At 49.1% G+C, this 21,592-nt stretch carries 20 protein-coding genes; all 20 read left to right on the forward strand.

The window, feature by feature from the left end:
* The first annotated feature begins 158 nt into the window (after positions 1 to 158).
* Positions 159 to 1,658 carry a nucleoside triphosphate pyrophosphohydrolase gene (gene mazG, locus WG8_RS00180; protein ID WP_043890653.1) on the forward strand — a complete coding sequence of 500 codons (1,500 nt, stop codon included), beginning with the start codon at positions 159 to 161 and terminating at the stop codon, positions 1,656 to 1,658.
* 367 nt (positions 1,659 to 2,025) lie between these two features.
* Positions 2,026 to 2,298 (forward strand): HU family DNA-binding protein, encoded by a 273-nt coding sequence (locus tag WG8_RS00185; protein WP_007428028.1) that lies wholly within the window; start codon positions 2,026 to 2,028, stop codon positions 2,296 to 2,298.
* On the forward strand, positions 2,298 to 2,576 hold the full coding sequence (locus WG8_RS00190) for an RNA-binding S4 domain-containing protein (protein WP_007428029.1): 279 nt from the start codon (positions 2,298 to 2,300) through the stop codon (positions 2,574 to 2,576). The genes WG8_RS00185 and WG8_RS00190 overlap by 1 nt, the downstream gene beginning before the upstream one ends.
* 145 nt (positions 2,577 to 2,721) lie before the next feature.
* Positions 2,722 to 3,006 carry a sporulation protein YabP gene (gene yabP / locus WG8_RS00195; RefSeq protein ID WP_007428030.1) on the forward strand — a complete coding sequence of 95 codons (285 nt, stop codon included), beginning with the start codon at positions 2,722 to 2,724 and terminating at the stop codon, positions 3,004 to 3,006.
* A complete protein-coding gene (yabQ, locus tag WG8_RS00200) occupies positions 3,003 to 3,581 on the forward strand; it encodes a spore cortex biosynthesis protein YabQ (protein WP_007428031.1) in 579 nt (192 codons plus the stop codon). The genes yabP and yabQ overlap by 4 nt, the downstream gene beginning before the upstream one ends.
* A 4-nt stretch (positions 3,582 to 3,585) precedes the next feature.
* Positions 3,586 to 3,915 (forward strand): FtsB family cell division protein, encoded by a 330-nt coding sequence (locus WG8_RS00205; RefSeq protein WP_007428032.1) that lies wholly within the window; start codon positions 3,586 to 3,588, stop codon positions 3,913 to 3,915.
* Positions 3,916 to 4,037: 122 nt separating this feature from the next.
* Positions 4,038 to 4,550 carry a S1 domain-containing RNA-binding protein gene (locus WG8_RS00210; protein WP_007428033.1) on the forward strand — a complete coding sequence of 171 codons (513 nt, stop codon included), beginning with the start codon at positions 4,038 to 4,040 and terminating at the stop codon, positions 4,548 to 4,550.
* A gap of 505 nt (positions 4,551 to 5,055) precedes the next feature.
* On the forward strand, positions 5,056 to 7,563 hold the full coding sequence (gene spoIIE, locus WG8_RS00215) for a stage II sporulation protein E (protein WP_007428034.1): 2,508 nt from the start codon (positions 5,056 to 5,058) through the stop codon (positions 7,561 to 7,563).
* A 126-nt stretch (positions 7,564 to 7,689) separates the two neighbouring features.
* On the forward strand, positions 7,690 to 8,439 hold the full coding sequence (locus WG8_RS00220) for a vWA domain-containing protein (RefSeq protein WP_007428035.1): 750 nt from the start codon (positions 7,690 to 7,692) through the stop codon (positions 8,437 to 8,439).
* Complete coding sequence (locus WG8_RS00225; RefSeq protein WP_007428036.1) at positions 8,423 to 9,361, forward strand: protein kinase domain-containing protein; 939 nt, start codon at positions 8,423 to 8,425, stop codon at positions 9,359 to 9,361. The genes WG8_RS00220 and WG8_RS00225 overlap by 17 nt, the downstream gene beginning before the upstream one ends.
* Positions 9,362 to 9,427: 66 nt before the next feature.
* Positions 9,428 to 10,876: a tRNA lysidine(34) synthetase TilS gene (tilS, locus tag WG8_RS00230; protein WP_007428037.1), complete on the forward strand. Its 1,449-nt coding sequence runs from the start codon at positions 9,428 to 9,430 to the stop codon at positions 10,874 to 10,876.
* A 47-nt stretch (positions 10,877 to 10,923) separates the two neighbouring features.
* Positions 10,924 to 11,463 carry a hypoxanthine phosphoribosyltransferase gene (gene hpt / locus WG8_RS00235; RefSeq protein WP_007428038.1) on the forward strand — a complete coding sequence of 180 codons (540 nt, stop codon included), beginning with the start codon at positions 10,924 to 10,926 and terminating at the stop codon, positions 11,461 to 11,463.
* A gap of 97 nt (positions 11,464 to 11,560) precedes the next feature.
* Positions 11,561 to 13,600 (forward strand): ATP-dependent zinc metalloprotease FtsH, encoded by a 2,040-nt coding sequence (ftsH, locus tag WG8_RS00240; RefSeq protein WP_007428039.1) that lies wholly within the window; start codon positions 11,561 to 11,563, stop codon positions 13,598 to 13,600.
* 281 nt (positions 13,601 to 13,881) lie between these two features.
* Positions 13,882 to 15,495 (forward strand): L-aspartate oxidase, encoded by a 1,614-nt coding sequence (nadB, locus tag WG8_RS00245; RefSeq protein WP_007428040.1) that lies wholly within the window; start codon positions 13,882 to 13,884, stop codon positions 15,493 to 15,495.
* Positions 15,485 to 16,375: a carboxylating nicotinate-nucleotide diphosphorylase gene (gene nadC / locus WG8_RS00250; protein WP_007428041.1), complete on the forward strand. Its 891-nt coding sequence runs from the start codon at positions 15,485 to 15,487 to the stop codon at positions 16,373 to 16,375. The genes nadB and nadC overlap by 11 nt, the downstream gene beginning before the upstream one ends.
* 6 nt (positions 16,376 to 16,381) lie before the next feature.
* Positions 16,382 to 17,149: a type III pantothenate kinase gene (locus WG8_RS00255; protein ID WP_007428042.1), complete on the forward strand. Its 768-nt coding sequence runs from the start codon at positions 16,382 to 16,384 to the stop codon at positions 17,147 to 17,149.
* 218 nt (positions 17,150 to 17,367) lie between these two features.
* Positions 17,368 to 18,252, forward strand: a complete 885-nt coding sequence (gene hslO / locus WG8_RS00260; RefSeq protein WP_007428043.1) for an Hsp33 family molecular chaperone HslO — start codon at positions 17,368 to 17,370, stop codon at positions 18,250 to 18,252.
* A gap of 20 nt (positions 18,253 to 18,272) precedes the next feature.
* Positions 18,273 to 19,217, forward strand: coding sequence for a peptidylprolyl isomerase (locus tag WG8_RS00265; protein ID WP_007428044.1), 945 nt, complete (start codon positions 18,273 to 18,275; stop codon positions 19,215 to 19,217).
* Between the two features lie 227 nt (positions 19,218 to 19,444).
* Entirely contained in the window at positions 19,445 to 20,383 is a 939-nt protein-coding gene (cysK, locus tag WG8_RS00270) for a cysteine synthase A (RefSeq protein WP_007428045.1), read from the forward strand.
* 128 nt (positions 20,384 to 20,511) lie between these two features.
* Positions 20,512 to 21,592: chorismate-binding protein (locus tag WG8_RS00275; RefSeq protein ID WP_007428046.1), on the forward strand; the 1,081-nt coding region annotated here is incomplete at its 3' end.

Genomic DNA, 21,592 nt, shown 5'->3' on the forward strand with positions numbered 1-21,592 from the left:
TGGCTGTGCAAGCTTACAGTGTGAGGCGGAGCGGCACGGCTATTTTACGAGTCTATACAACTTTGTGGTATAGTAAATGCCAAAGAAAGGAAGCGGAAGTGGGATGCGCTGTGTATTTTTCGGAGCATGCCTTGTTTCTGCGGAACGGAGGATGGGATATGAGCGTAACATTAACGGTCGTAGGCTTGGGCTCGGGAGATCCCGATCAGCTTACGATAGGGATATTGAACAAAATGCGGGGCGCTTCAGCGCTGTACCTGCGGACAAGGGAGCATCCGGCGGTTAAAGTGCTGGATGAGTTTGAAGTGGCTTTTGAGTCGTTTGACACAGTGTATGAGACAAAGGAATCTTTTCCAGAAGTATATGAGGAAATTACCAGTCAATTGATCGCAACGGCTGCCAAGGCGGTGGATGGAAGCGAAATTGTCTATGCTGTTCCCGGTCACCCGATGGTGGCGGAAGCAGTGGTACAGCTGCTTAAGGAGCGTTGTCCTGGGGAAGGCATCAAGCTGAATATCCTGGGCGGCGAAAGTTTTCTGGATGAAGCTTTTGTACGACTTGGATTTGATCCGATTGAGGGTTTCCAGCTGCTGGATGCGGGAACGCTGGATGCGAGCTGGCTTCAGCCTCAGCTACACACGCTGATCGGACAAGTATATGACACCTTTACTGCATCCGATGTAAAGCTGTGCTTGATGGAGCGTTATCCTGACGATTATGAAGTGTATGTCGGCCACGCCCTTGGGGTGGAAGGGGAGGAAGCGGTACATAAGGTGCCTCTGTACGAGCTGGATCGGGTGGAGGGTTACGGAAACCTGTCGCTGGTGTACATACCCCGTAGTGAGGATGAGGCGCTCAAGCGGCGATCCTTTGATCGTCTGCACGAGATTGTCGATATTTTACGCAGCCCGGAAGGGTGTCCATGGGATCGTGAACAGACCCATCAGTCCATCCGCAAAAATCTGATCGAGGAAACGTATGAAGTCATCGAAACGATAGATGAGGATGACCCTGAGCATATGAAGGAGGAGCTGGGCGATTTGTTGCTGCAAATTTTGCTGCATGCCCAAATGGAAGAGGAAGTCGGAACCTTCAATGTGTATGACGTGATTCAAGGGCTGAATGATAAGCTCATTTTCCGCCATCCGCACGTATTTGGCGACAACCAGGCGAATGATGCGGAAGAGGCGCTGCAAAATTGGGAGCAGATGAAAGCTGAGGAAAAACGGCTTAAAGGGACAGCATCTGCACAGCCTTCTGTACTCGATGGTGTTCCACGTGATTTGCCTGCGCTCATGAAATCGTACAAGCTTCAGAAGAAAGCAGCTAAAGTAGGCTTCAACTGGGATGGCATTGAAGGTGTATTTGACAAACTGGACGAAGAAGTGGCTGAATTGAAGGAAGCAGTCCGTGAAAGACATTCCGTAGAAGCACAGTTGCTGGAGCTGGGTGATGTATTATTCGTTGCTGTGAATGCAGCCCGATTTATGGGAGTAGACCCGGAAGAGGCGTTGTCTGCCACGAATCGAAAATTTGTAAAACGATTCCAGTATATTGAGCAAAAATTACGTGAGCAGGGACGTCGTCCTGAGGACAGCAGCGTAGAAGAAATGGAAATCTACTGGCAAGAGGCAAAAAAGCTCCCTGACAGTGTTTAGTTATGCCGTTCCTTTGCACCATGGTCCGGTTCATGATGGGGTTGAAAATATATCCGGCTTGAAGGCATACTGATTTGGAGGCATCCCGGTTTAAAAGCACAGCAGGTTTGGAAGACTTGCCAATGGGGAGCGTTTTGTAGTAGGATGTTGGCTTAACTGGGGTCCAATAAAAAAACACCTGCCATTGCAGGATTTTTAGGGACAAGCCAGAATAACTTGTAGTAATTCTGAAAATAACTGTAGCTTACAGACAAACGTGCTACAGTTGAATTCAGAGAGGCTTCGGCCACAGCTTGACCTCACGTCTGCTCCATATATGGACATGCAGCGTGATGATTATTTTTTGACATTTGGGAGGCTTTTATCTATGAACAAGACAGATTTGATCAACAATATTTCCAGCAAAAGCGGTTTGAGCAAACGTGACGTTGAAGCTGTATTGAATGGCGTTCTTGGTGAAATTACAGATGCACTCGCTAGTGGCGACAAAGTGCAACTGATCGGCTTCGGTACTTTCGAAACGCGCAAGCGTTCCAGCCGTACAGGTCGCAACCCACAAACCGGCAACACGATTGAAATTCCAGAATCGACCGTTCCTGCTTTTAAAGCTGGTAATAAGCTTAAAGAAGCCGTTAACTAATGCGTCTTGATAAATTCTTGAAAGTCTCGCGGCTGATCAAGCGGCGTACTGTAGCCAAGGATGTCTCCGAACAGGGGAGAGTGGTGGTGAACGGACGCGAAGCCAAGCCGAGCAGTGCGGTCAAAGTAGGCGATGAGATCACCGTCCAATTTGGCCAAAAGCTGGTGACTGTGCGAGTGGAACGGCTCGCCGACACCACACGCAAGGACGAGGCTGCAAGTATGTACACTTTGGTGAAAGAAGAGCCTATCGCCAGGGAGAACGGTTTGAACTGGTAAGCAGGCATCGGATTTTCTCATCACGCTGTACATGAAAGCACTTCTTCATCATTTGATGAAGGGGTGTTTTTTTCTGTAGAGCAAAAGCAGTTCTAAATCATACGGCCCCTCTCATAAGCTAAGAACAGAAGGAGGGGTACATGCCATGATTGAACAAGGGAAGCCCAAGCACCATGATTTGCGCATGCAAAGCCGCAAACAGCTCGATATCTCAGGCGTCAGCAATGTGGAGAGCTTTGACAGTGAAGAGTTTCTGCTTCAGACCGAGCTGGGCCATCTCACCATTCGCGGACAACATTTACATATCAAAAATCTCAGTCTGGAAGAGGGGCTGCTGTCCATAGAAGGTCAGATTCATTCCCTCGTTTACCTGGAGCCCGGGGCCCCAGCCAAAAATGGAAAAAGCCTATTCGGCAAGCTCTTCAAATGAACCCTCACACACAATGGCTGACGTTGACGTGGATGCTGCTGTCGGGCATAGCCATGGGAGTGGTGTTTGACAGCTACCGGGTGCTGTCCATCCGCTTTCATTTTGCCCGTTGGAGCGTTCATATGTTGGACGTGCTGTACTGGGTGGCCTCGGCGCTGTTTATTTTCCGTGTGCTGTACGCGAGTAATCGCGGTGAGCTGCGGTTTTATGTCTTTTTAGGACTACTTTTGGGGGTTTGGCTCTATTTTTGGGCCTTTAGTGTTACAACCCAACGTTTTGTGGTAATGTTATTAGAGATCGTCCGCAGACTGACGTTGATCGTGAACAGCATACTGCGCATCCTGATTGTTCTTCCGGTGTTGGCGCTGTATCGGCTGGTACGCAAGCTGGTCGGATGGACATGGGCACTTATCGTGTTCCTAGGAAGGATGCTGATATACATCTTGATGCCAGTTTGGAAGCCGATTCTATGGCTAATCGGTCCGCTCAAAGCGCGCTGGAAGACTCCAGAGCCACTCGTGAAGCTCGGCATCAGAGTGAAAAACACAGCAAAAGAATGGTTTGGAAGGAGGTAGTATCATGCGTAATTCGTCTGTAGATCGCCATTCATCTCCTACGTCCAAGTCCAACGCGGGCGGGCGCAGGCGAATCATGATTTGGTTGCTATCGCTTGCCGCCTTTGGTAGTTGGGCCATTTTCACCTTTTTTTCTCAAGAGATGACTATGGCTGATCGAAGTGAACAGCTCACCCAGAAGGAAAAGCAGAAGCAAGCTGCTACACAAACAGAACAACAGCTTCAAACCGAAGTGAATCGTCTCAAGGACCCCGAATACATTGGAGAGATTGCCAGAAGCAAATATGGTCTCTACAAACCGGAAGAGACGCCGATCATCGGAGATCAGAAATAGGAGCATTATCGGGCCAATGCTTAGTTGACCTTAGTTCCGCCATTTTGTATAATCAAATCACCACAGCGGGATTTTTTTGCAAAAAATCGGTTGTATATTTTAAGGGAGGATCATTTTATTCTATGGCAATTGAAGTGGGCACCAAGTTAGAGGGCAAAGTGACAGGCATCACGCATTTTGGAGCATTTGTGGATTTGTCTGGAGGTGTCACGGGTCTCGTTCACATCTCGGAAATCGCCGATAACTACGTTAAGGATGTTAACGACCACCTGAAGATTAATGATGTCGTGACGGTGAAAGTCATTAATGTTGACAAAGATGGCAAAATTGGACTTTCCATTAAGCAAACGATTGACAAGCCGGCAAGTGAAGCCCGTCCGCCAAGAGCTCCAAGACCGGAGCGTACAGGAGGAACAGGTGGAGGAGACCGTTTCGGCGGTGGAGGTTCAGGTCCAAGTCAGGGACGTGGTGGTTTCAACCGCGATCGTGGAGGCCGTTCTTTCAAGCCTGCACCGGGTAAAACTTCATTTGAGGATAAAATGTCACGCTTCCTGAAAGATAGTGAGGAACGCATTTCGTCGCTGAAAAAGAACACCGAGGGTAAACGCGGAGGACGCGGCGCGAAGCGTGTTTAATTCACTTTGACAACCGTATCAACCATACACGGAAAACCGTACAGTCGAAAGACTGCTACGGTTTTTTTGCATTTTACCGACAGCACATGAGGCAGGCAAGCGCTGTAGAGAGATACAGACAGCTGTCAGTCTGCGAGCATATGATGAGAATCATGATTTGTTGAACAATCGAAGAACAATTGTACTGGAAAGTGTATGTTTTTTTTGTCGTGTCTACCTAATCGTCCGACAAACTCCAACGGTTTTCCGTCTATCTTCTGTGCAAATCGCTAGTTTGGACGTAGTAATGGACGACAGGGAGAGGCTACGCAGGTGAAGGATTGGTGCAACTTCCATCCGCTTCCATACGCGTGTAGCCTGATTTTCAGGCCGATGCTCTGTCCTTTCGCGCAGAACGTTTTTTTGTCGGAAATTTCTTGGAATAAGGCGTGAGGTTCTGACAAACTTTCTCAATCGTTCCGGTTTAAGATGGGAACATCAAATTGATGAATGGGGTGCCTGACGCATGATGGAGAAATGGAACGTGGTACAATTTCCGGGTTTGAAATCTAGAAAGTCCAGATCCAAAGAACGTACGGAAGGTTGGACTTCCAGACTCAAGAAGCGGCTGGATTCACATAAAGCGGTGCAATGGGTAGTGGCGCAAAGATGGATGCTGCTATTGTCGGCTATGGGACTTTTACTGGGGCGCGCCATGATTTTGGACGAGCTTTCTCCTTTTGCCCTCGCTTATTTTGCGGTCATTACATTCCTGCGCCGTGATCTGATGCTGCCTGTCGCTGTATCGGTATTGCTGGGCAGTTTACTGGCTCCCTATCCATCGTTGTTCATGATTGGAGGTGAGCTGATTGTATTTTATCTCTTGTTTCGCGGGCTGCGAGCCTTTGATCGCCTGGAATTATCCTATGCCCCGCTGATGGTTTTCCTGTCTGTGTTCATGGTCAATTTATTTAACGCTGTGATGGCTCCATCGTTCACATGGTATGATCTTGTCATTGTGGGAACGGATGCGGTTCTCAGCTTTATGCTTACACTGGTGTTCACGCAAGCGATTCCATTATTTACGTACCGAAAAAAGACAAGCCAGCTCAAAAATGAGGAAATTTTGTGTCTCATTATTTTACTAGCCTCTGTTATGACAGGAGCGGTAGGATGGACCATTCAATCACTGTCTGTCGATCATGTCCTGTCACGATATTTGGTCTTGGTGTTTGCTTTGGTTGGGGGCGCTTCACTAGGTGCTTCGGTTGGTGTGATTACCGGTCTGATATTAAGCTTGGCCAATATGTCTGCGATTGTGCAGATGAGCTTGCTTGCTTTTGCAGGCTTGCTGGCAGGGATGCTGCGTGAAGGGCGAAAGGGTGCTGTTGCACTTGGGATGCTGCTGGGCTCTTCCATTTTAACGATCTATCTGGATGGGACCGGAGATGTGCTGACATCGACCTGGGAGAGCTGTACGGCCATTTTATTATTTCTAATAACTCCAAAAAGTTTCTTTAAAGCGATTTCTACCTATGTTCCCGGTACACAGGATCACGCCAAGTCCCAGCATGAATACGCCAAAAGGGTTCGCGACCTCACCGCAGAGCGGGTGACAAAATTTTCCCGCGTGTTCAGCCAGCTATCCCGCAGTTTTCATCAGATATCTGCGAGCGAGGGCGGGAAGCCGGACGGAGAAATCGAGCATTTTATGAATGCCGTAGCGGAAGGCACGTGTGCCTCCTGCTTCAAGTGCGAGCAGTGCTGGGACAGCAAGTTTATGCAAACTCATCAATATATGACGGAAATGATGAGCGCCATCGAGGATAACCCCGATTTGGAGCCGGAGCAGATGCCGCCGCAATGGAGCAAAGCTTGCGCCAAAACGGGCGCTGTACTGCAAGTGATGAAGCAGCAATATAGTCTCTATCAGCATAATATGCAATGGAAGCGCCAAGTATACGACAGTCGTCAGCTTGTTGCTGACCAGCTATCGGGTGTATCACAGATTATGGAGGATTTGGCGCGGGAAATTCAGCGGGAAGGACAGACCATGCATCGGCAGGAAGAGCAAATACGGGAGGCGCTTGAGCGGCTCGGCTTGTCCATCCAATCGATTGAGATTATTAATCTGGACGCAGGTCAGGTAGAAATCGAGATTGTCCATGCCTATACAAGGGGATTCGATGAATGTCGGAAAATCATTGCTCCACTGCTGTCGGACATATTGGACGAGCATATTGCCGTGATGCGCGAAACGGCGGCAGATCGCCGCCAAGGCTTGGCCACCGTCATGTTTGGCTCTGCCAAGACGTATGAGGTAGCTACAGGAGTAGCGAGCGCTGCCAAGGGAGGGGATTTTTTCTCAGGGGACAGCTATAGCACCATGGAGCTGGGGAACGGAACCTTTGCAGTCTCCTTGAGCGATGGGATGGGGAATGGGGAGCGTGCGCAGCAGGAGAGCAGCGCGGCCCTGAATATTTTGGAGGAATTGCTGCAATCGGGGATGGATGAGAAATTGGCGATCAAGTCGGTTAACTCTGTCCTAATGCTGCGATCACCCGAGGAAATGTATGCCACCGTCGATATGGCGCTGATTGACCAGTACACGGCCCGAACGACCTTCATGAAGATTGGGTCTACGCCGAGCTTTATTAAAAGGGGGGAGGAGGTCATTCCTGTATCTGCCAGTAATTTGCCAATTGGCATTATACAGGATATTGAGGTGGATTTGGTGTCGCTTCAGCTACAGCCGGGTGATATTCTCATCATGATTACAGACGGTATATACGATTCGCCTGGTTATGCGGTCAATAAGGAAATATGGATGAAGCGCATGATCCAGGAAATTGAAAGTGATGACCCGCAGCAGCTGGCTGATTGCTTGTTGGAACGAGTTATTCGTTACCAACAAAATCAAATCTATGATGATATGACGGTTGTTGTTAGTAAAATAGATCATTACCGTCCAGAGTGGGCGACCCTTCATGTACCTGGTATGAGCTGGGCGGAGCGGCCACGGACGGTGAGTTAAACCGACATTGCCCGGGAAATTACCTTCTCGCTTTTAAAAATCCGCATTCTTCGTTTGAATCGTTCCGGAATAGGCAAAGATAGAATCTATCGGGATAGATTAAGAGGAAGCGGAGGTCAAAAAGCGATGAAGCAAATTTTGATCATTACAGATGGATGTTCCAATGTAGGTGTAAGTCCGGTCATAGCGGCTGCTCAGGCTTTACAGGAAGGCATTACAGTGAACGTCGCCGGAGTCATAGATTATGGAACCATAGGCGAGCTTGGCAGTACGGAGATTTGCGAAATTGCTAAAGCTGGGGGAGGATTCAGCCAAATCGTGGGCACGAAGCAACTGGCACAGACCATGCAGATGATGACGCGTAAAACGGTGGTTCAAACGATTCAGCAGGCGGTTAATAGAGAGTTAACGCATATTTTGGGTGAGGGCGGAGCCCGGAATATCGGTGATCTGCCTCCGGCCAAACGGGCTCAGGTGGTGGAGGTGATGGACGAGCTGACAGAGACCAGCACCCTGGAAATTGCTTTGCTCATTGATGCCAGTGCGAGCATGAAGCCCAAACTTCCTGCTGTAGAGGACAGCATTCGCGATTTGCTGCTCAGCTTGCAGTCCAGGAGTGGACTCAGCCGCATATCTGTATTTCATTTTCCAGGGGGTCGAATGGGTGAAGACGCGGTCATGGATATCGGCTGGACTTCTGAGCTGAGCCAGATCAAATCGCTGTTCGGACGTCTGCGGATGAAAGGAGCGACGCCAACAGGTCCAGCCATTTTACAAGTGATTGATTACTACCGATATGTTACACTAGGAGAACAGAAAGATATGGAAGAATCCTATGATAAAGGAGAAGGGATGCTCGGTGACTACGTCGTCTGATCCCGTTCTTGCACCCGGAACGGTCATCAAGGGCAAGTGGAAGCGGAGCAGCTATGTCATTCAGCGCCTGCTGGGCCGGGGAGCGAACGGAACTGTATATTTGGTAAAAGAAGCACAGGCCGATCGGCATTTTGCTCTGAAAATGGGAAGAAACACGCTGGATCTGCAATCAGAGATTAATGTGCTGACTACATTGCAGTCTCGGGGAACCAAGGCGGTATTCCAAAAAAATGGGAGTCCTCCCTTTTTGTTTGAAGTAGACGATGTGGTTTTACGCAGTGGAGAGATTCCCTTTTATGTCATGCGATACGTCAAGGGCGATCCGCTTCATCGTTTTGTTGCAGCCAAAGGGGCGGAATGGTACGGTGTAGCTGGAACCGGAATCCTTAATCGTTTGGCGGAGCTGCATCAGGCGGGATGGGTGTTTGGCGACCTGAAGCCGCAAAATATTTTGGTTAATGCCTATGGAGAAGCCGAATTAATTGATTATGGCGGAGTATCTCTTGCAGGCAGGAGTGTAAAACAATTTACAGAATGGTATGACAGAGGATTCTGGAATGCTGGCAACCGAAACGCCGATCCCCAGTATGACCTGTTTGCCTTTGCTCTTCTAACCATTCATATATTGGAGGGCGAACAGTTAAAGGCTGCTGCGAGCAGGTTGCCGCAGCTACGCAATACGGCAGAATTGACGGTTATCATTCGCCGCAGCCGCGTATTGCGTCCCTATGCCGAATGGCTGCTCGGTGCAGTGCGCGGAGAATATTCCGATACTCGTGCAGCGGCCCGATCCTGGTCGCATCTGGCTTCAACACATGTCAGGCAATCGTCGGCCAAACGAGGGAATCCACGCTGGCTGGGATATGCTTTCACGGTTTCACTTTTGCTGCTGGCTGGGGCGCTCTGGATAGCGTTGCGGTAGCGGCATGATTTACATAAGATTACAGATGATCATCATTGTTACGGTCGGGAGAAGAGAGGGTCGTCAATGGGAACAACCAAACCGACCGGTGTTGTACAGGAAGTGCTCGCCCTCGCGCGAGATCATTCACTGTGGAGCCCCGGAGACCGCATTGTGGTTGCTGTATCCGGTGGGCCGGATTCGGTGGCCCTTTTGCACATTTTACATGAAATATCCGTTATACATATGCCTTTGCAGCTCATCTGTGCTCACGTCCATCATGGCTTCAGGCCAGAGGAATCGGATGCGGAGGCTGAAGAGGTACGCAGCATAGCCCGAAAGCTGGAAATTCCGTTTGAAATGATTCGGGTTGATGTACCCGTCTATATGAAGGAAAGCGGAAAAGGCCCGCAGGAAGCGGCCCGTGAGCTGCGCTATTCCTTTTTACATGATACAGCTGCAAAATGGGGAGCGCAGCGTATTGCGATGGCCCACCATGGCGACGATCAGGCCGAAACAGTCCTTCTGCATCTGCTGCGCGGCAGCGGTCCAGCGGGTTTGGCCGGTATGCGTCTGGCACGCACGGAAAAAAATGTGCAACTCATTCGCCCGTTGCTGCGTATGTACAAGGCTGACCTGATTGAGTTCTGCAGGTTTTATAGCCTTTCCTATGTGACGGACAGCACTAATCTGACCTCCAAATACCGCCGCAACGCTATTCGCATGGATGTGCTTCCTTTTTTGGGGCAATATAATGAGCAACTGACTCCATCCCTCAACCGACTGGCCGAAACGATGGCTGAAGAGAATGATTTTATGGAGGCATCTACGCTGTCGGTATACGAGGAATTGGTACGCTTGGATAACGGGAGATACATGTTTTCCATTGCTTCCTATCGCAAGCTACCCGTTGCTTTACAACGGAGGTTGATTAAACTAATATTAAATTATCTGCCTTCGGACAGTGATAATTTTGATTTTCGTAAAATTGAGACCGTTCGACTGAGACTTCTACAGGAACAACCGTCCACGTGGAGTTTGGACTTGGGTGGCGGTGCGGTTGGAGTCCGCGAATATGACCAAGCGGGGTTGTTTGACCGAACGCAAGGACCTATGGGCGAATGGTGTTATGGACTAGACGTATTGCCTATGTCTGGCGAGCTTGAATTGCCTGAGGCGGGTGGTGTACTTCGGTGGCGGAGAATCTCCTATTCGGATGGACCCTATCCGTCAAATGAGGAGGAAGCATGGTTTGACGCAGATGAATTGAGTTTGCCGTTGACCATACGCTCACGATTGCCTGGAGATGCCATGCATGTCATGGGATTAAACGGAAGAAAAAAGGTTAAAGATATTTTCATTGATGGAAAAATTCCTCCTTCACTGCGTTCCGTTATTCCCATCGTCTGTGACCAATCCGGAGCTATTCTCTGGATTCCGGGCGTGCGGCGTTCTGTACATGCCGCAGTGCAAAAGCACACGTCTTCGGTTATATACATGTCATGGCAAAGACGGAAGAGTCCGGGGCACCGATAGTCGCACAGGAACGGCTTTCATAGTATAAACTTAGGAGGTTTACACCGTTGCAGAATGATATTCAGGAAGTATTGATCAGCGAAGAAGAAATTCAGAGTAAAATTAAGGAATTGGGCGCACAGCTTAGCGTAAAATATGAAGGAAAGAATCCATTGGTGATTTGCGTGCTGAAGGGTGCGTTTATCTTTATGGCTGATTTGGTTAAATCCATTACAGTGCCATTGGAGCTTGATTTCATGGCTGTATCAAGTTACGGAGTGTCCACCAAATCCTCAGGTGTCGTTAAAATCATTAAAGATTTGGACGCATCGGTTGAAGGACGCGACGTTCTGATTGTCGAAGATATTATCGACAGCGGTCTGACGCTGACACATTTAATTGAACTGCTTAAGAACCGTAATGCCAATTCGGTATGTGTCGTAACCTTGTTCGACAAGCCTGCACGCCGAGCCGTTGATCTTGAAGCGGATTATACCGGATTTACGCTTCCAGATGCATTTGTTGTCGGTTATGGTCTGGATTATGCCGAGCACTACCGGAACCTCCCATACATAGGGATTTTGAAGCCGGAAATCTACACCAGCTAATCTCAGCCTCCAGTCCTAGGACTAAATAAGGCCCTTTGTTGAGAAGGACTTACAGGCTATGGTAAAATAACTTAAGTGTCTCGAGAGGAGGTAGGGGATGAATCGGTTCATCCGGAATTCTGGTTTTTATTTGATTCTTTTTTTAGTTGTGGTGGGTATCGTTCAGTTTGTTAGCAACAGTAACGAAGCCTCCGATCTCCCTAGATATGACCAATTACGGCAAGAGGTTAAAGCGAATAACATCTCTAAAGTAACGGTCCAATTTGACGGTTACGCCTATCTTGTAACCGGTGCATATAAGAAGCAGCCGGCTGATGCCAAATCCATTAATTTTTCCGTATATGTTCCGCCAACGGATCAAGCACTGAGTGAACTGGTCAATGCCAGCGAAACGAATGGGTTTGAATACGTGCAGAAGAAGATGGAAGGCGAAAGCATCTGGTTGACGTTTTTGACTTCTATTATTCCTTTGGTGATCATGTTCCTGCTGTTCTTCTTCCTGTTTAATCAGGCACAGGGCGGCGGCGGCAAAGTTATGAACTTTGGCAAGAGCAAGGCCCGTCTGTACAACGAAGAGAAGAAGAAGGTTACCTTCGAGGACGTGGCAGGGGCTGACGAAGAGAAGCAGGAGCTTGTCGAAGTCGTAGAATTCTTGAAGGACCCGCGTAAGTTCGCTGCTGTGGGCGCTCGTATTCCAAAGGGTGTCCTATTAGTGGGCCCTCCGGGAACGGGTAAAACACTCTTGGCCAGAGCCGTTGCAGGCGAAGCAGGAGTTCCTTTTTTCAGCATTTCGGGTTCTGACTTTGTAGAAATGTTCGTCGGTGTCGGTGCTTCCCGTGTTCGCGATTTGTTTGAAAATGCGAAGAAGAACGCACCATGTATCATTTTCATCGATGAGATTGATGCGGTTGGACGTCAACGTGGCGCCGGATTGGGTGGCGGACACGATGAACGTGAGCAAACGCTCAACCAATTGCTCGTAGAGATGGATGGATTCGGCGCGAACGAAGGTATCATTATCGTAGCGGCTACCAACCGTCCGGATATTCTGGACCCGGCATTGCTGCGTCCGGGACGTTTTGACCGTCAAATTACGGTTGACCGTCCAGACGTTAAAGGCCGCGAAGCTGTATTGCATGTACACGCACGCAACAAGCCGTTGACGAAGGATGTTAAATTGGATGTAATCGCGAAACGCACAACAGGTTTTACAGGTGCTGATCTGGAAAATCTGCTGAACGAAGCTGCTTTGCTGGCAGCCCGTCGTAACCGCAGAGATATTTCGATGCGCGAAGTAGATGAAGCTATCGACCGGGTAATCGTAGGTACAGAAAAACGCAGCCGCGTAATCAGTGACCGCGAGAAACGAATTGTTGCTTACCATGAAGCAGGCCATACGATTATCGGCTACTTCCTGGAAAACGCCGACATGGTTCACAAGGTAACGATCATTCCACGTGGACGTGCAGGCGGGTATGTTATCATGCTTCCGAAGGAAGATCGCATGCTGACGACCAAGCAGGAATTGCTGGACAAAATTACTGGCTTGCTGGGTGGACGTGTATCCGAGGAACTGTTTATTGGCGAAATCGGTACGGGAGCCTACAGTGACTTCCAGCAAGCAACAAGTATCGCACGTAGCATGATTGTGGAATACGGTATGAGTGAGAAGCTCGGCCCAATGCAGTTTGGTACTTCACAAGGTCAGGTTTTCCTTGGACGGGATATCGGTCATGAGCAGAATTACAGTGATCAGATCGCTTATCAGATTGACCAAGAGATGAATCGCTTCATCACTGACTCTTATGAGCGTGCCAAAGAGCTCCTGACCAAGCATTCCAAAGAGGTTCATCTGATCGCTCAAACCCTGCTGCAAGAAGAAACCCTGGAACTTGAACAAATTAAACGTTTGATCGAGACAGGTTCTTTGGACGGCAGCACGAATGAGGGTGAAGGAACACCGGAAAAAGGTGAACCTGTGATCGATAACATTGGAGACGTTCGTGTACGTATTCAAGGCAAGGATGACGAGCCTAAGAATACGACGGATCAACCGAATGATATCCCTAATCTGCAGAAGCCAGAGGATGATAACAATTCGGGCAACTCCGGTGGTACTCCACCGACAACAACCTGATTTTCAGGTTGGATCGTTGAATAAGCGTATATATAAGCTCCGGGGAACCAGTAACTTCTGGTTTTCCGGAGCTTTTTAAAATATGGCAGAAGATTGCTGACGTGATTTGACAGACAGAGGAACGTTGTGTACATTTATTGTTAAATAAACGGCTGTCGTGTTCTTGGCATATACAAGCCAACAGCCGCTGCAATTGACTTTCTATCCTTTAGAACTTATACCGTGAGCGCATACTGTACAATCTATGGTGTGCGCTATTCTCTGTGAAATCAGGTGAAGGCATGATTCCAAGATATCTGGTTGATTTTGATGTAGCGGAATTGACTAAATTGGAAGCCGACGTGTTAATTATCGGCTCGGGCATTGCAGGCTTATATACGGCGATTAAGGCCGCGGAGGATCGGAACGTGTTGCTGATCACCAAGAAGGCTTTGATGGAAAGCAACACGCGTTATGCGCAAGGCGGCATCGCCGCTGTCACATCGGGCGAGGATACACCTGCTTCTCATATGCAGGATACCTTGATTGCTGGTGCAGGCCTGTGTGAACCGGAGGCCGTGAGAGCGCTTGTTCATGAGGGGCCGGAGGGCATACAGGAGCTAATACGATTGGGGACAGCCTTTGACCGGGAGAATGGCGAACTTGCTCTGACACGGGAAGGCGCACATAGTCATCGGCGCATTCTGCATGCGAACGGAGATGCTACCGGGTATGAAGTTGTTCGTGCGCTGTCTGAGCAGGTTGTAGCTCATCCCGCTATTCAAGTGTGGGAAGAGAGCATGGTCATCGACCTGTTGACTGATCATGGCGAATGTATTGGGGCTCTCGTCCAAAGGCCGGATGGCGAAAGATTGTACGTAACTGCCAACGCAACGATTTTATGCTCAGGCGGGAGCGGGCAATTATTCCGCTATACCACCAACCCGGATATCGCAACCGGGGATGGTATCGCTATGGCGTATCGTGTGGGAGCGGCTGTGCGGGATATGGAGTTCGTACAGTTTCATCCGACGGCGTTGTGCTATCCGGGTGCTCCGAGGTTTCTAATTTCCGAAGCCGTACGGGGGGAAGGGGCCATGCTGCGCAATATTCATGGAGAACGGTTCATGGAGCAGTATGATTCCCGGCAAGAGCTTGCACCCAGAGATATCGTAGCCCGTGCTATCGTACATGAAATGGAACGTACCCAGGCTACATTTGTATACCTGGATATTACACATGAGCCGCCTGAGCGGGTTAAGCAGCGTTTTCCTACGATTTATCGGACATGTCTGTCCTTTGGCCTGGATATGACCACAGACTGGATTCCGATTGCACCCGCCGCGCATTATATGATGGGTGGCGTTCAGACCAACTTGTATGGGGAAAGCTCTATTGCTCGTTTGTTCGCCTGCGGGGAGGTTTCTTCCACAGGTGTTCACGGAGCTAATCGTCTGGCGAGCAATTCGCTATCTGAAGCTATTGTATTTGGCAGCAGAATTATTGATCGGCTGCATTCATTGCCACCGCTGGCCGGTCATACGTTAATAGCTTACAGCGATAACCGTGCAGAGGTCCTGGCTTCATCTGTCGTGGAGGAGCGGCACAAGCTGCAAGAAACAATGGTTCGTTATGCTGGAGTTCGTCGGCATGGGGAAGGGCTTCAAGCAGCGTTAGAAGAGCTGCAAGGCCAAATGCCTATATTTAAGGCTGTGGTCACTAGCCGGGAAGAGATCGAATTTGCCAATTTACTCACCTGTGCTTTATTAGTTACAGACGGTGCGCTGCTACGCGAAGAGAGCCGGGGAGCGCATTATCGCGAGGATTTTCCTAAGACAGATGATAGCGTATGGCACAAGCATGTTCAGCAGCGACGTGAGCAAGGCATAACGGAGGAGTGTGTTCATGACATCTAACAGCGAGCATTATGGAGAGTTTAGCGGATATCAGGAAGAGCTGTTGGCACAGATTCGCAGCTGGCTGCGGGAGGATACCGGTTCTGGCGATGTAACCACGCGCTGGACGATTGAGCAGGGTCACCAATCGAAGGCTGTGATTCATGCCAAGGAGCCTGGCATCGTTGCGGGTTTGCCTGTAGCTGCGCTTGTATTTCAGGTAGTCGATCCTTCCTTGTCATTCACTCCGTTGGTGACGGATGGGCAGGCGATCGAAAAGGGTAGCATTCTGGCGGAAGTGAGTGGAAGCACCCATTCGATTTTGACCGGGGAGCGACTGGCGCTCAATTTGCTTCAACGGATGTCCGGCATTGCAACGCGGACTCAATCTTTTGTGGATCAATTGCACGGACTTACCACCCGCTTGGTGGACACACGCAAAACAACACCGGGACATCGACTGCTGGAGAAATACGCTGTTCGTGTGGGCGGCGGCTCCAATCATCGCTTCGGCCTGTACGATGCGGTTATGATTAAGGATAATCATATCAAGGGCGCTGGCGGGATTGCACAGGCAGTAAGTCGAGCACGTACTCATATACCGCACACCATGACCATTGAAGTGGAGACGGAGAACATGGAGCAGGTTCGGGAAGCTCTGGATGCCGGGGCGGATATTATTATGCTGGACAACATGTCTGTCCAGGATATGAAGGAAGCAGTTCGTTTCATTCGTGAACGGGCTCCACATGTCAAAACAGAAGCCTCAGGCAATGTATCGCTGGATACAGTACGTGTGATGGCTGAGAGCGGCGTAGATGTGATTTCTGTAGGCAGGCTGACATACTCTTTTCATAACCTGGATATCAGCCTTGACCTTAACGCAAAGAAAGTTAGGTGACACCCTTTGATTCTTGTAGTGGATGTAGGTAATACCAATATTGTTCTGGGGATGTACGAAGGGACCGAGCTGCTGCATCATTATCGGATCAGTACCTCCAGACAGGCAACCGCAGATGAATACGGCGTACTTATACATAATCTTTTTGGTATGGGTGGCGTATTAAAGGATGATATTCAAGGGGTTATTATTTCCTCTGTTGTTCCGCCGTTGGTTCGTGTATTGGAGGACATGTGCGATAAATACATAGGCAGAACGCCGTTAATCGTCGGACCGGGCATTAAAACCGGTCTTAACCTGCGTTATGAAAATCCGCGAGAAGTAGGGGCAGACCGGATCGTGAACGCAGTTGCTGCTGTCGAGCGGTTTGGCGGGCCGCTGGTTGTGGTGGATTTTGGGACAGCAACGACGTTTGACTGTATTGATGATAAGGGGAATTACTTGGGCGGAGTGATTGTGCCTGGTATCGGAATTTCGACGGAGGCATTGTATCAACGAGCTTCCAAGCTGCCCCGTATCGAGCTGGAGAAACCCAAAAAAGTTATTGGTCGTAATACCGTTCATGCCATGCAGGCCGGGATTATTTTCGGCTATGCGGGCCAAGTGGATGGCATTGTGAGACGCATTAAGGAAGAAATGCAGGCGGAGCCTACGGTTATTGCTACCGGAGGTCTTGCTGAGCTCATCGCATCCGAGACACAGAGCATTCAGAAGGTGCTGCCGATGTTGACGCTCGAAGGCTTGCGCATCATTTACCAGCGTAACGCTGAATAAAAAAGTGGATATAAGCTGCCGCTGAGGCCAGCCGATGATTTTATCGGTTTGGATTAGCGGCGTTTTTCGTCTATACTGAAATATGTTACGTTTTTGAACGATTCGCGTGATCTGTCAATGCAGGTTGTTTATATAGCAGGAAATCATGCTTTAATTTAGCGCAAACACGAACAAAAATAAGCAGCGTAGCTGCCTTGGAGCATAGGGAGGATATCAATATGGAAAAGAAACAGGATCGGCTTATTCGCGGAACAGCCATGGATGGAAGGGTCAGAGCTTTTGCTGTTCGCACAACACAGTTGGTAGAGGAATTGCGGAGAAGACATGATACGTATCCTACCGCTACCGCTGCTTTGGGACGCACACTCACAGCGGGTGCCATTATGGGTTCTATGCTAAAAGGCAACGAGCGACTGACCATCCAAGTTAAAGGTGACGGGCCGATTGGGCAAATCGTCGTGGATGCCAATGCTGCAGGTGAGGTACGCGGCTATGTTGCCGAACCGCATGTACATTTGCCAAGCAACAGCATGGGCAAGCTGGATGTAGCAGGTGCCGTAGGTACAGAAGGCTTTATTCATATTATTAAGGATCTGGGGTTAAAAGAACCTTATCGCGGTAGTATTCCGATTATTTCGGGTGAACTGGGTGAGGACTTCACCTATTATTTTGCCAAGTCGGAGCAGACACCGTCCGCAGTGGGCTTAGGTGTATTGGTGGATACCGATAACTCCGTTATTGTGGCAGGCGGATTCATTATTCAGTTGCTACCCGGCCTGAATGATGACGAGATCACAGCCATTGAAAATGCGGTTGGCTCACTTCCACCCGTTACAGCTCTGCTGGATCAAGGCCTGGAGCTTGATGAAATGCTGCGCTGGATGCTGCCGGACGTTCGGGTTCTCGACGAGACGGAAATTCATTTTCAATGTGAATGCTCACGGGAGCGTGTGGAAAAAACATTGATCAGCTTGGGAGAAAACGAGTTGACACAATTAATTGAGGAAGAGGGACAGGCCGAAGTTGTGTGCCACTTCTGTAATGAGGCTTATCAGTTTAATAAGGATGATTTGCAAAATCTGTTGAATCAGGCCAAAGCCTAACTGGATAGGCGGTGCGAGCGATGACTACACGGGAGAAAGGATTATGGGCTGCCGTCATTATCCTGACCGTTAGCGTCACCGCCTTGGGTGGTCTGATCATGCTTCGGGGGCTGGCAAAGCCGGGTGATATAAGCAAGGATGACGGCGATCATACTGTGGCGGAGATCGGTCAGGAAGGCATATCGGAGGAACAATGGGTTGCAGAGCTGAAGAAGCGATACGGAGCCAATACGCTGTTGCAAATGCTGAATCGTAAAGCCGTGCAAGCTGAAACCAAGCGTCTCGGCATTAAAGTCACCCAAGATGATCTGCAGCAGGTGCTGGAGCAGGAGAGTAGAGGGTATGCTTCGGCTCAAGCCTATTTTGAGGAAATGCAGCAGCAGCTTGGTCTAGGTCCGGTTGATTTGCGGAATGAAGCGGAATACCAGATTGGTCTGGAGAAAATAGCTACACAGGGAATTCAAATTCAGGAAGCGGAAATTGACGAGTATTGGAAGCAGCATCCCGAGGAATTTGCTGTCGGTAAGCAGATCAAACTGGCAGCCCTTTATGTACCTAAGGCCGAGGAAGCAGAAACGTTGCTTGAACGGGTCAAACAAGGAGAAAGGTTTGATGCGCTGGTTCAAGAATTTTCAGGTCAGCCCTTTGGGAAGAATACCAGTGGACAGCTAGGATGGGTGGATGAGTATGATCCTTTTCAACCGGAGGCGATTATGAAGGCGGCGAGGGAACTAAGCTCTGGGGATGTTGCTGGTCCCATCTCTGTTGACGATGGTTATGCCGTTATCTATGTACAGGATATCCGCCTGAAAGCTTCTCCAGACAAAGAACAGATGCGGCAGCAAATCCGTCGCTCTCTTGCGCTTGCCCAAGCGGCTCCTTTGGAAGATGTCGAGAAAAGCCTGCGTGATAAATATGGAGCGCGTATTTTAACCGATAAAGGGGTGCCATCTGCTTCTCTATGAGCATGGTCCAAAGTTACTGGATTGAGGAACCACGGTGCTGAAGACGAGGGTCAGCAGCATCGTGTTTTTATCGCTTGTATTGACATTGGAATTGAAGATTGTTATGATTAGCGTACAAAACCAACTATTTTTATCGGAAATTAAATAACCACCCTAAAAACAAGAATGATCTACAAATGTGATTTCGTAATTTTTAATATAACATCACAGTCAGGGAGGAACTTATTATGGCTAAAGTCGTTAATAACATCACCGAACTTATTGGGGGCACTCCCCTTGTTCGCCTGAATCGACTCGTACCGGAGGATAGTGCTGAAATTTATCTGAAGCTGGAATATCAGAACCCCGGTTCCAGTGTAAAGGACCGTATCGCGATTAGCATGGTTGAGGAAGCTGAACGTGAAGGTCTGCTTAAACCAGGCGGTACAATTATTGAAGCGACTAGCGGTAATACAGGAATCGGTTTGGCTATGGTTGCTGCTGCGAAGGGTTACAAGGCGGTAATCGTTATGCCAGAAACAATGAGTATAGAACGCCGTAACCTGCTGCGTGCTTACGGAGCTGATCTGGTGTTGACACCTGGATCGGAAGGTATGAACGGTTCCGTTAAGAAAATGGAAGAGCTGCTGAGTGAAAATCCGGATTATTTTGCTGCAGAACAGTTCAAAAATAAAGCTAACGTCAAAATTCACCGTGAAACAACGGGTCCTGAGATTGTGGAAGCGATTCGCTCCATCGGCGGAACGCTGGATGCTTTTGTAGCAGGCATAGGGACGGGCGGAACCATCTCTGGTGCCGGAGAAGTGCTTAAGAAAGAATTCCCGGAAATTAAAATTGTCGCTGTAGAGCCGGCTTCTTCTCCACTATTAGCTGGCGGCAAGCCAGGTCCTCACAAAATTCAGGGACTGGGCGCCAACTTTATTCCTGAAATTTTGAACCGTGACATCTATGATGAAATTATTCATGTAGAAAACGATGAAGCTTTCGAGGTAGCGCGTAGAGTAGCCAAGGAAGAAGGTATCTTGTCGGGTATATCCTCCGGTGCAGCTGTTCACGCAGCTTTGAAGCTGGCTAAACAATTGGGCAAGGGCAAGCGAATTGTTGTCATTATTCCAAGTAATGGTGAACGTTACCTGAGTACACCACTATACAATTTTGAGCTGTAATTACGCTGCAATTGTGTATACTATATGTAAGGAATCCCTCATTTCCCTGTTGCCAGGGGGGTGGGGGTTTGTTTTTAAGGAGAGAATACAGACTTTTCACAAAGGAATGGAAGGGGAAGCGCACACGGATGAAATCGACAGCTAGAGTGACGGCCGCGCAGTGGGAGGTTTGGCAGGAAGAAGGCTGGAGTATACTTCCTTATATTGCCGAGTATCAGTTACCTGTGGGCAGTTTGCCGTTATCATGGCGCAAGGCATGGGAGGATTCATCGCCATATGCCTTCTTGCTGGAGAGCGGTAAGGGCGGGAGATATACCTATCTGGGCCTAAATCCGGTTGCCATATTGGAAGGTAAGGGAGAACATGCAGTTTGGACGGATCTGCAAAATGGGGAGCATGGTGATATATATGGTCAACCTCTGACCGTTATGAACGACTGGATCGCCCCCTATCGCGCGCCTCATATACCTGGCCTGCCTTTTTTCACTGGAGGATTCGCGGGTTATCTGGGCTACGATGTAGCTCGCTCGCTGGAGCGTTTGCCTATTCAGGCTGCGGATGATACAGACATCCCTGATTATGTGTGGATGAGAGTGAATGAGCTATGGATTTATGATCATGAAAAATCTTGCGTATATTGTGCCGTTCATTTGCCGACTCCCGTTTACGCGCAAGCCAATTGCCAGACCGATCATGCTGATCATGTTGCGCTGGCTGAGCCAAAAAACATACTTCGCGAGCATTATGCGGAAGCTGTTCGTCGAGCAGAACGGATGTTGACTCAGTGGAAGAAAATTATGGATGCCGGAGAGGCTGATCCAGCGTATTCTCGTCGTTGTACAAGGCTTGCCGAAGCGGAGCTGTCAGCTGTTCATCAAGAATCCGAAGGTTGGGAAACCGCATTCAACCAAACCGATTTTGAACATGCTGTGAAACGTGTACAGGAATATATCGCACAGGGTGACGTATTTCAGGTTAACCTGTCGATTCGCCAGCAACGTACGCTTGCAGCCAGCCCTGAAGATATATATGAATGGCTGCGTCTGTTGAATCCTTCCCCTTATATGGGGATGCTGCGTATGCCGGATTTACAGATCGTCAGTGGCTCTCCGGAGCTGCTGGTGAAGCTGGAGGATGGACGTGTCAGCGCGCGACCTATTGCAGGTACGAGGAGAAGAGGGCTGACACCGGATGAGGATGCCGCTATGG

Origin of the sequence: Paenibacillus sp. Aloe-11 (assembly GCF_000245715.1) — a bacterium.
GTDB classification, from domain to species: Bacteria; Bacillota; Bacilli; order Paenibacillales; family Paenibacillaceae; genus Paenibacillus; species Paenibacillus kribbensis.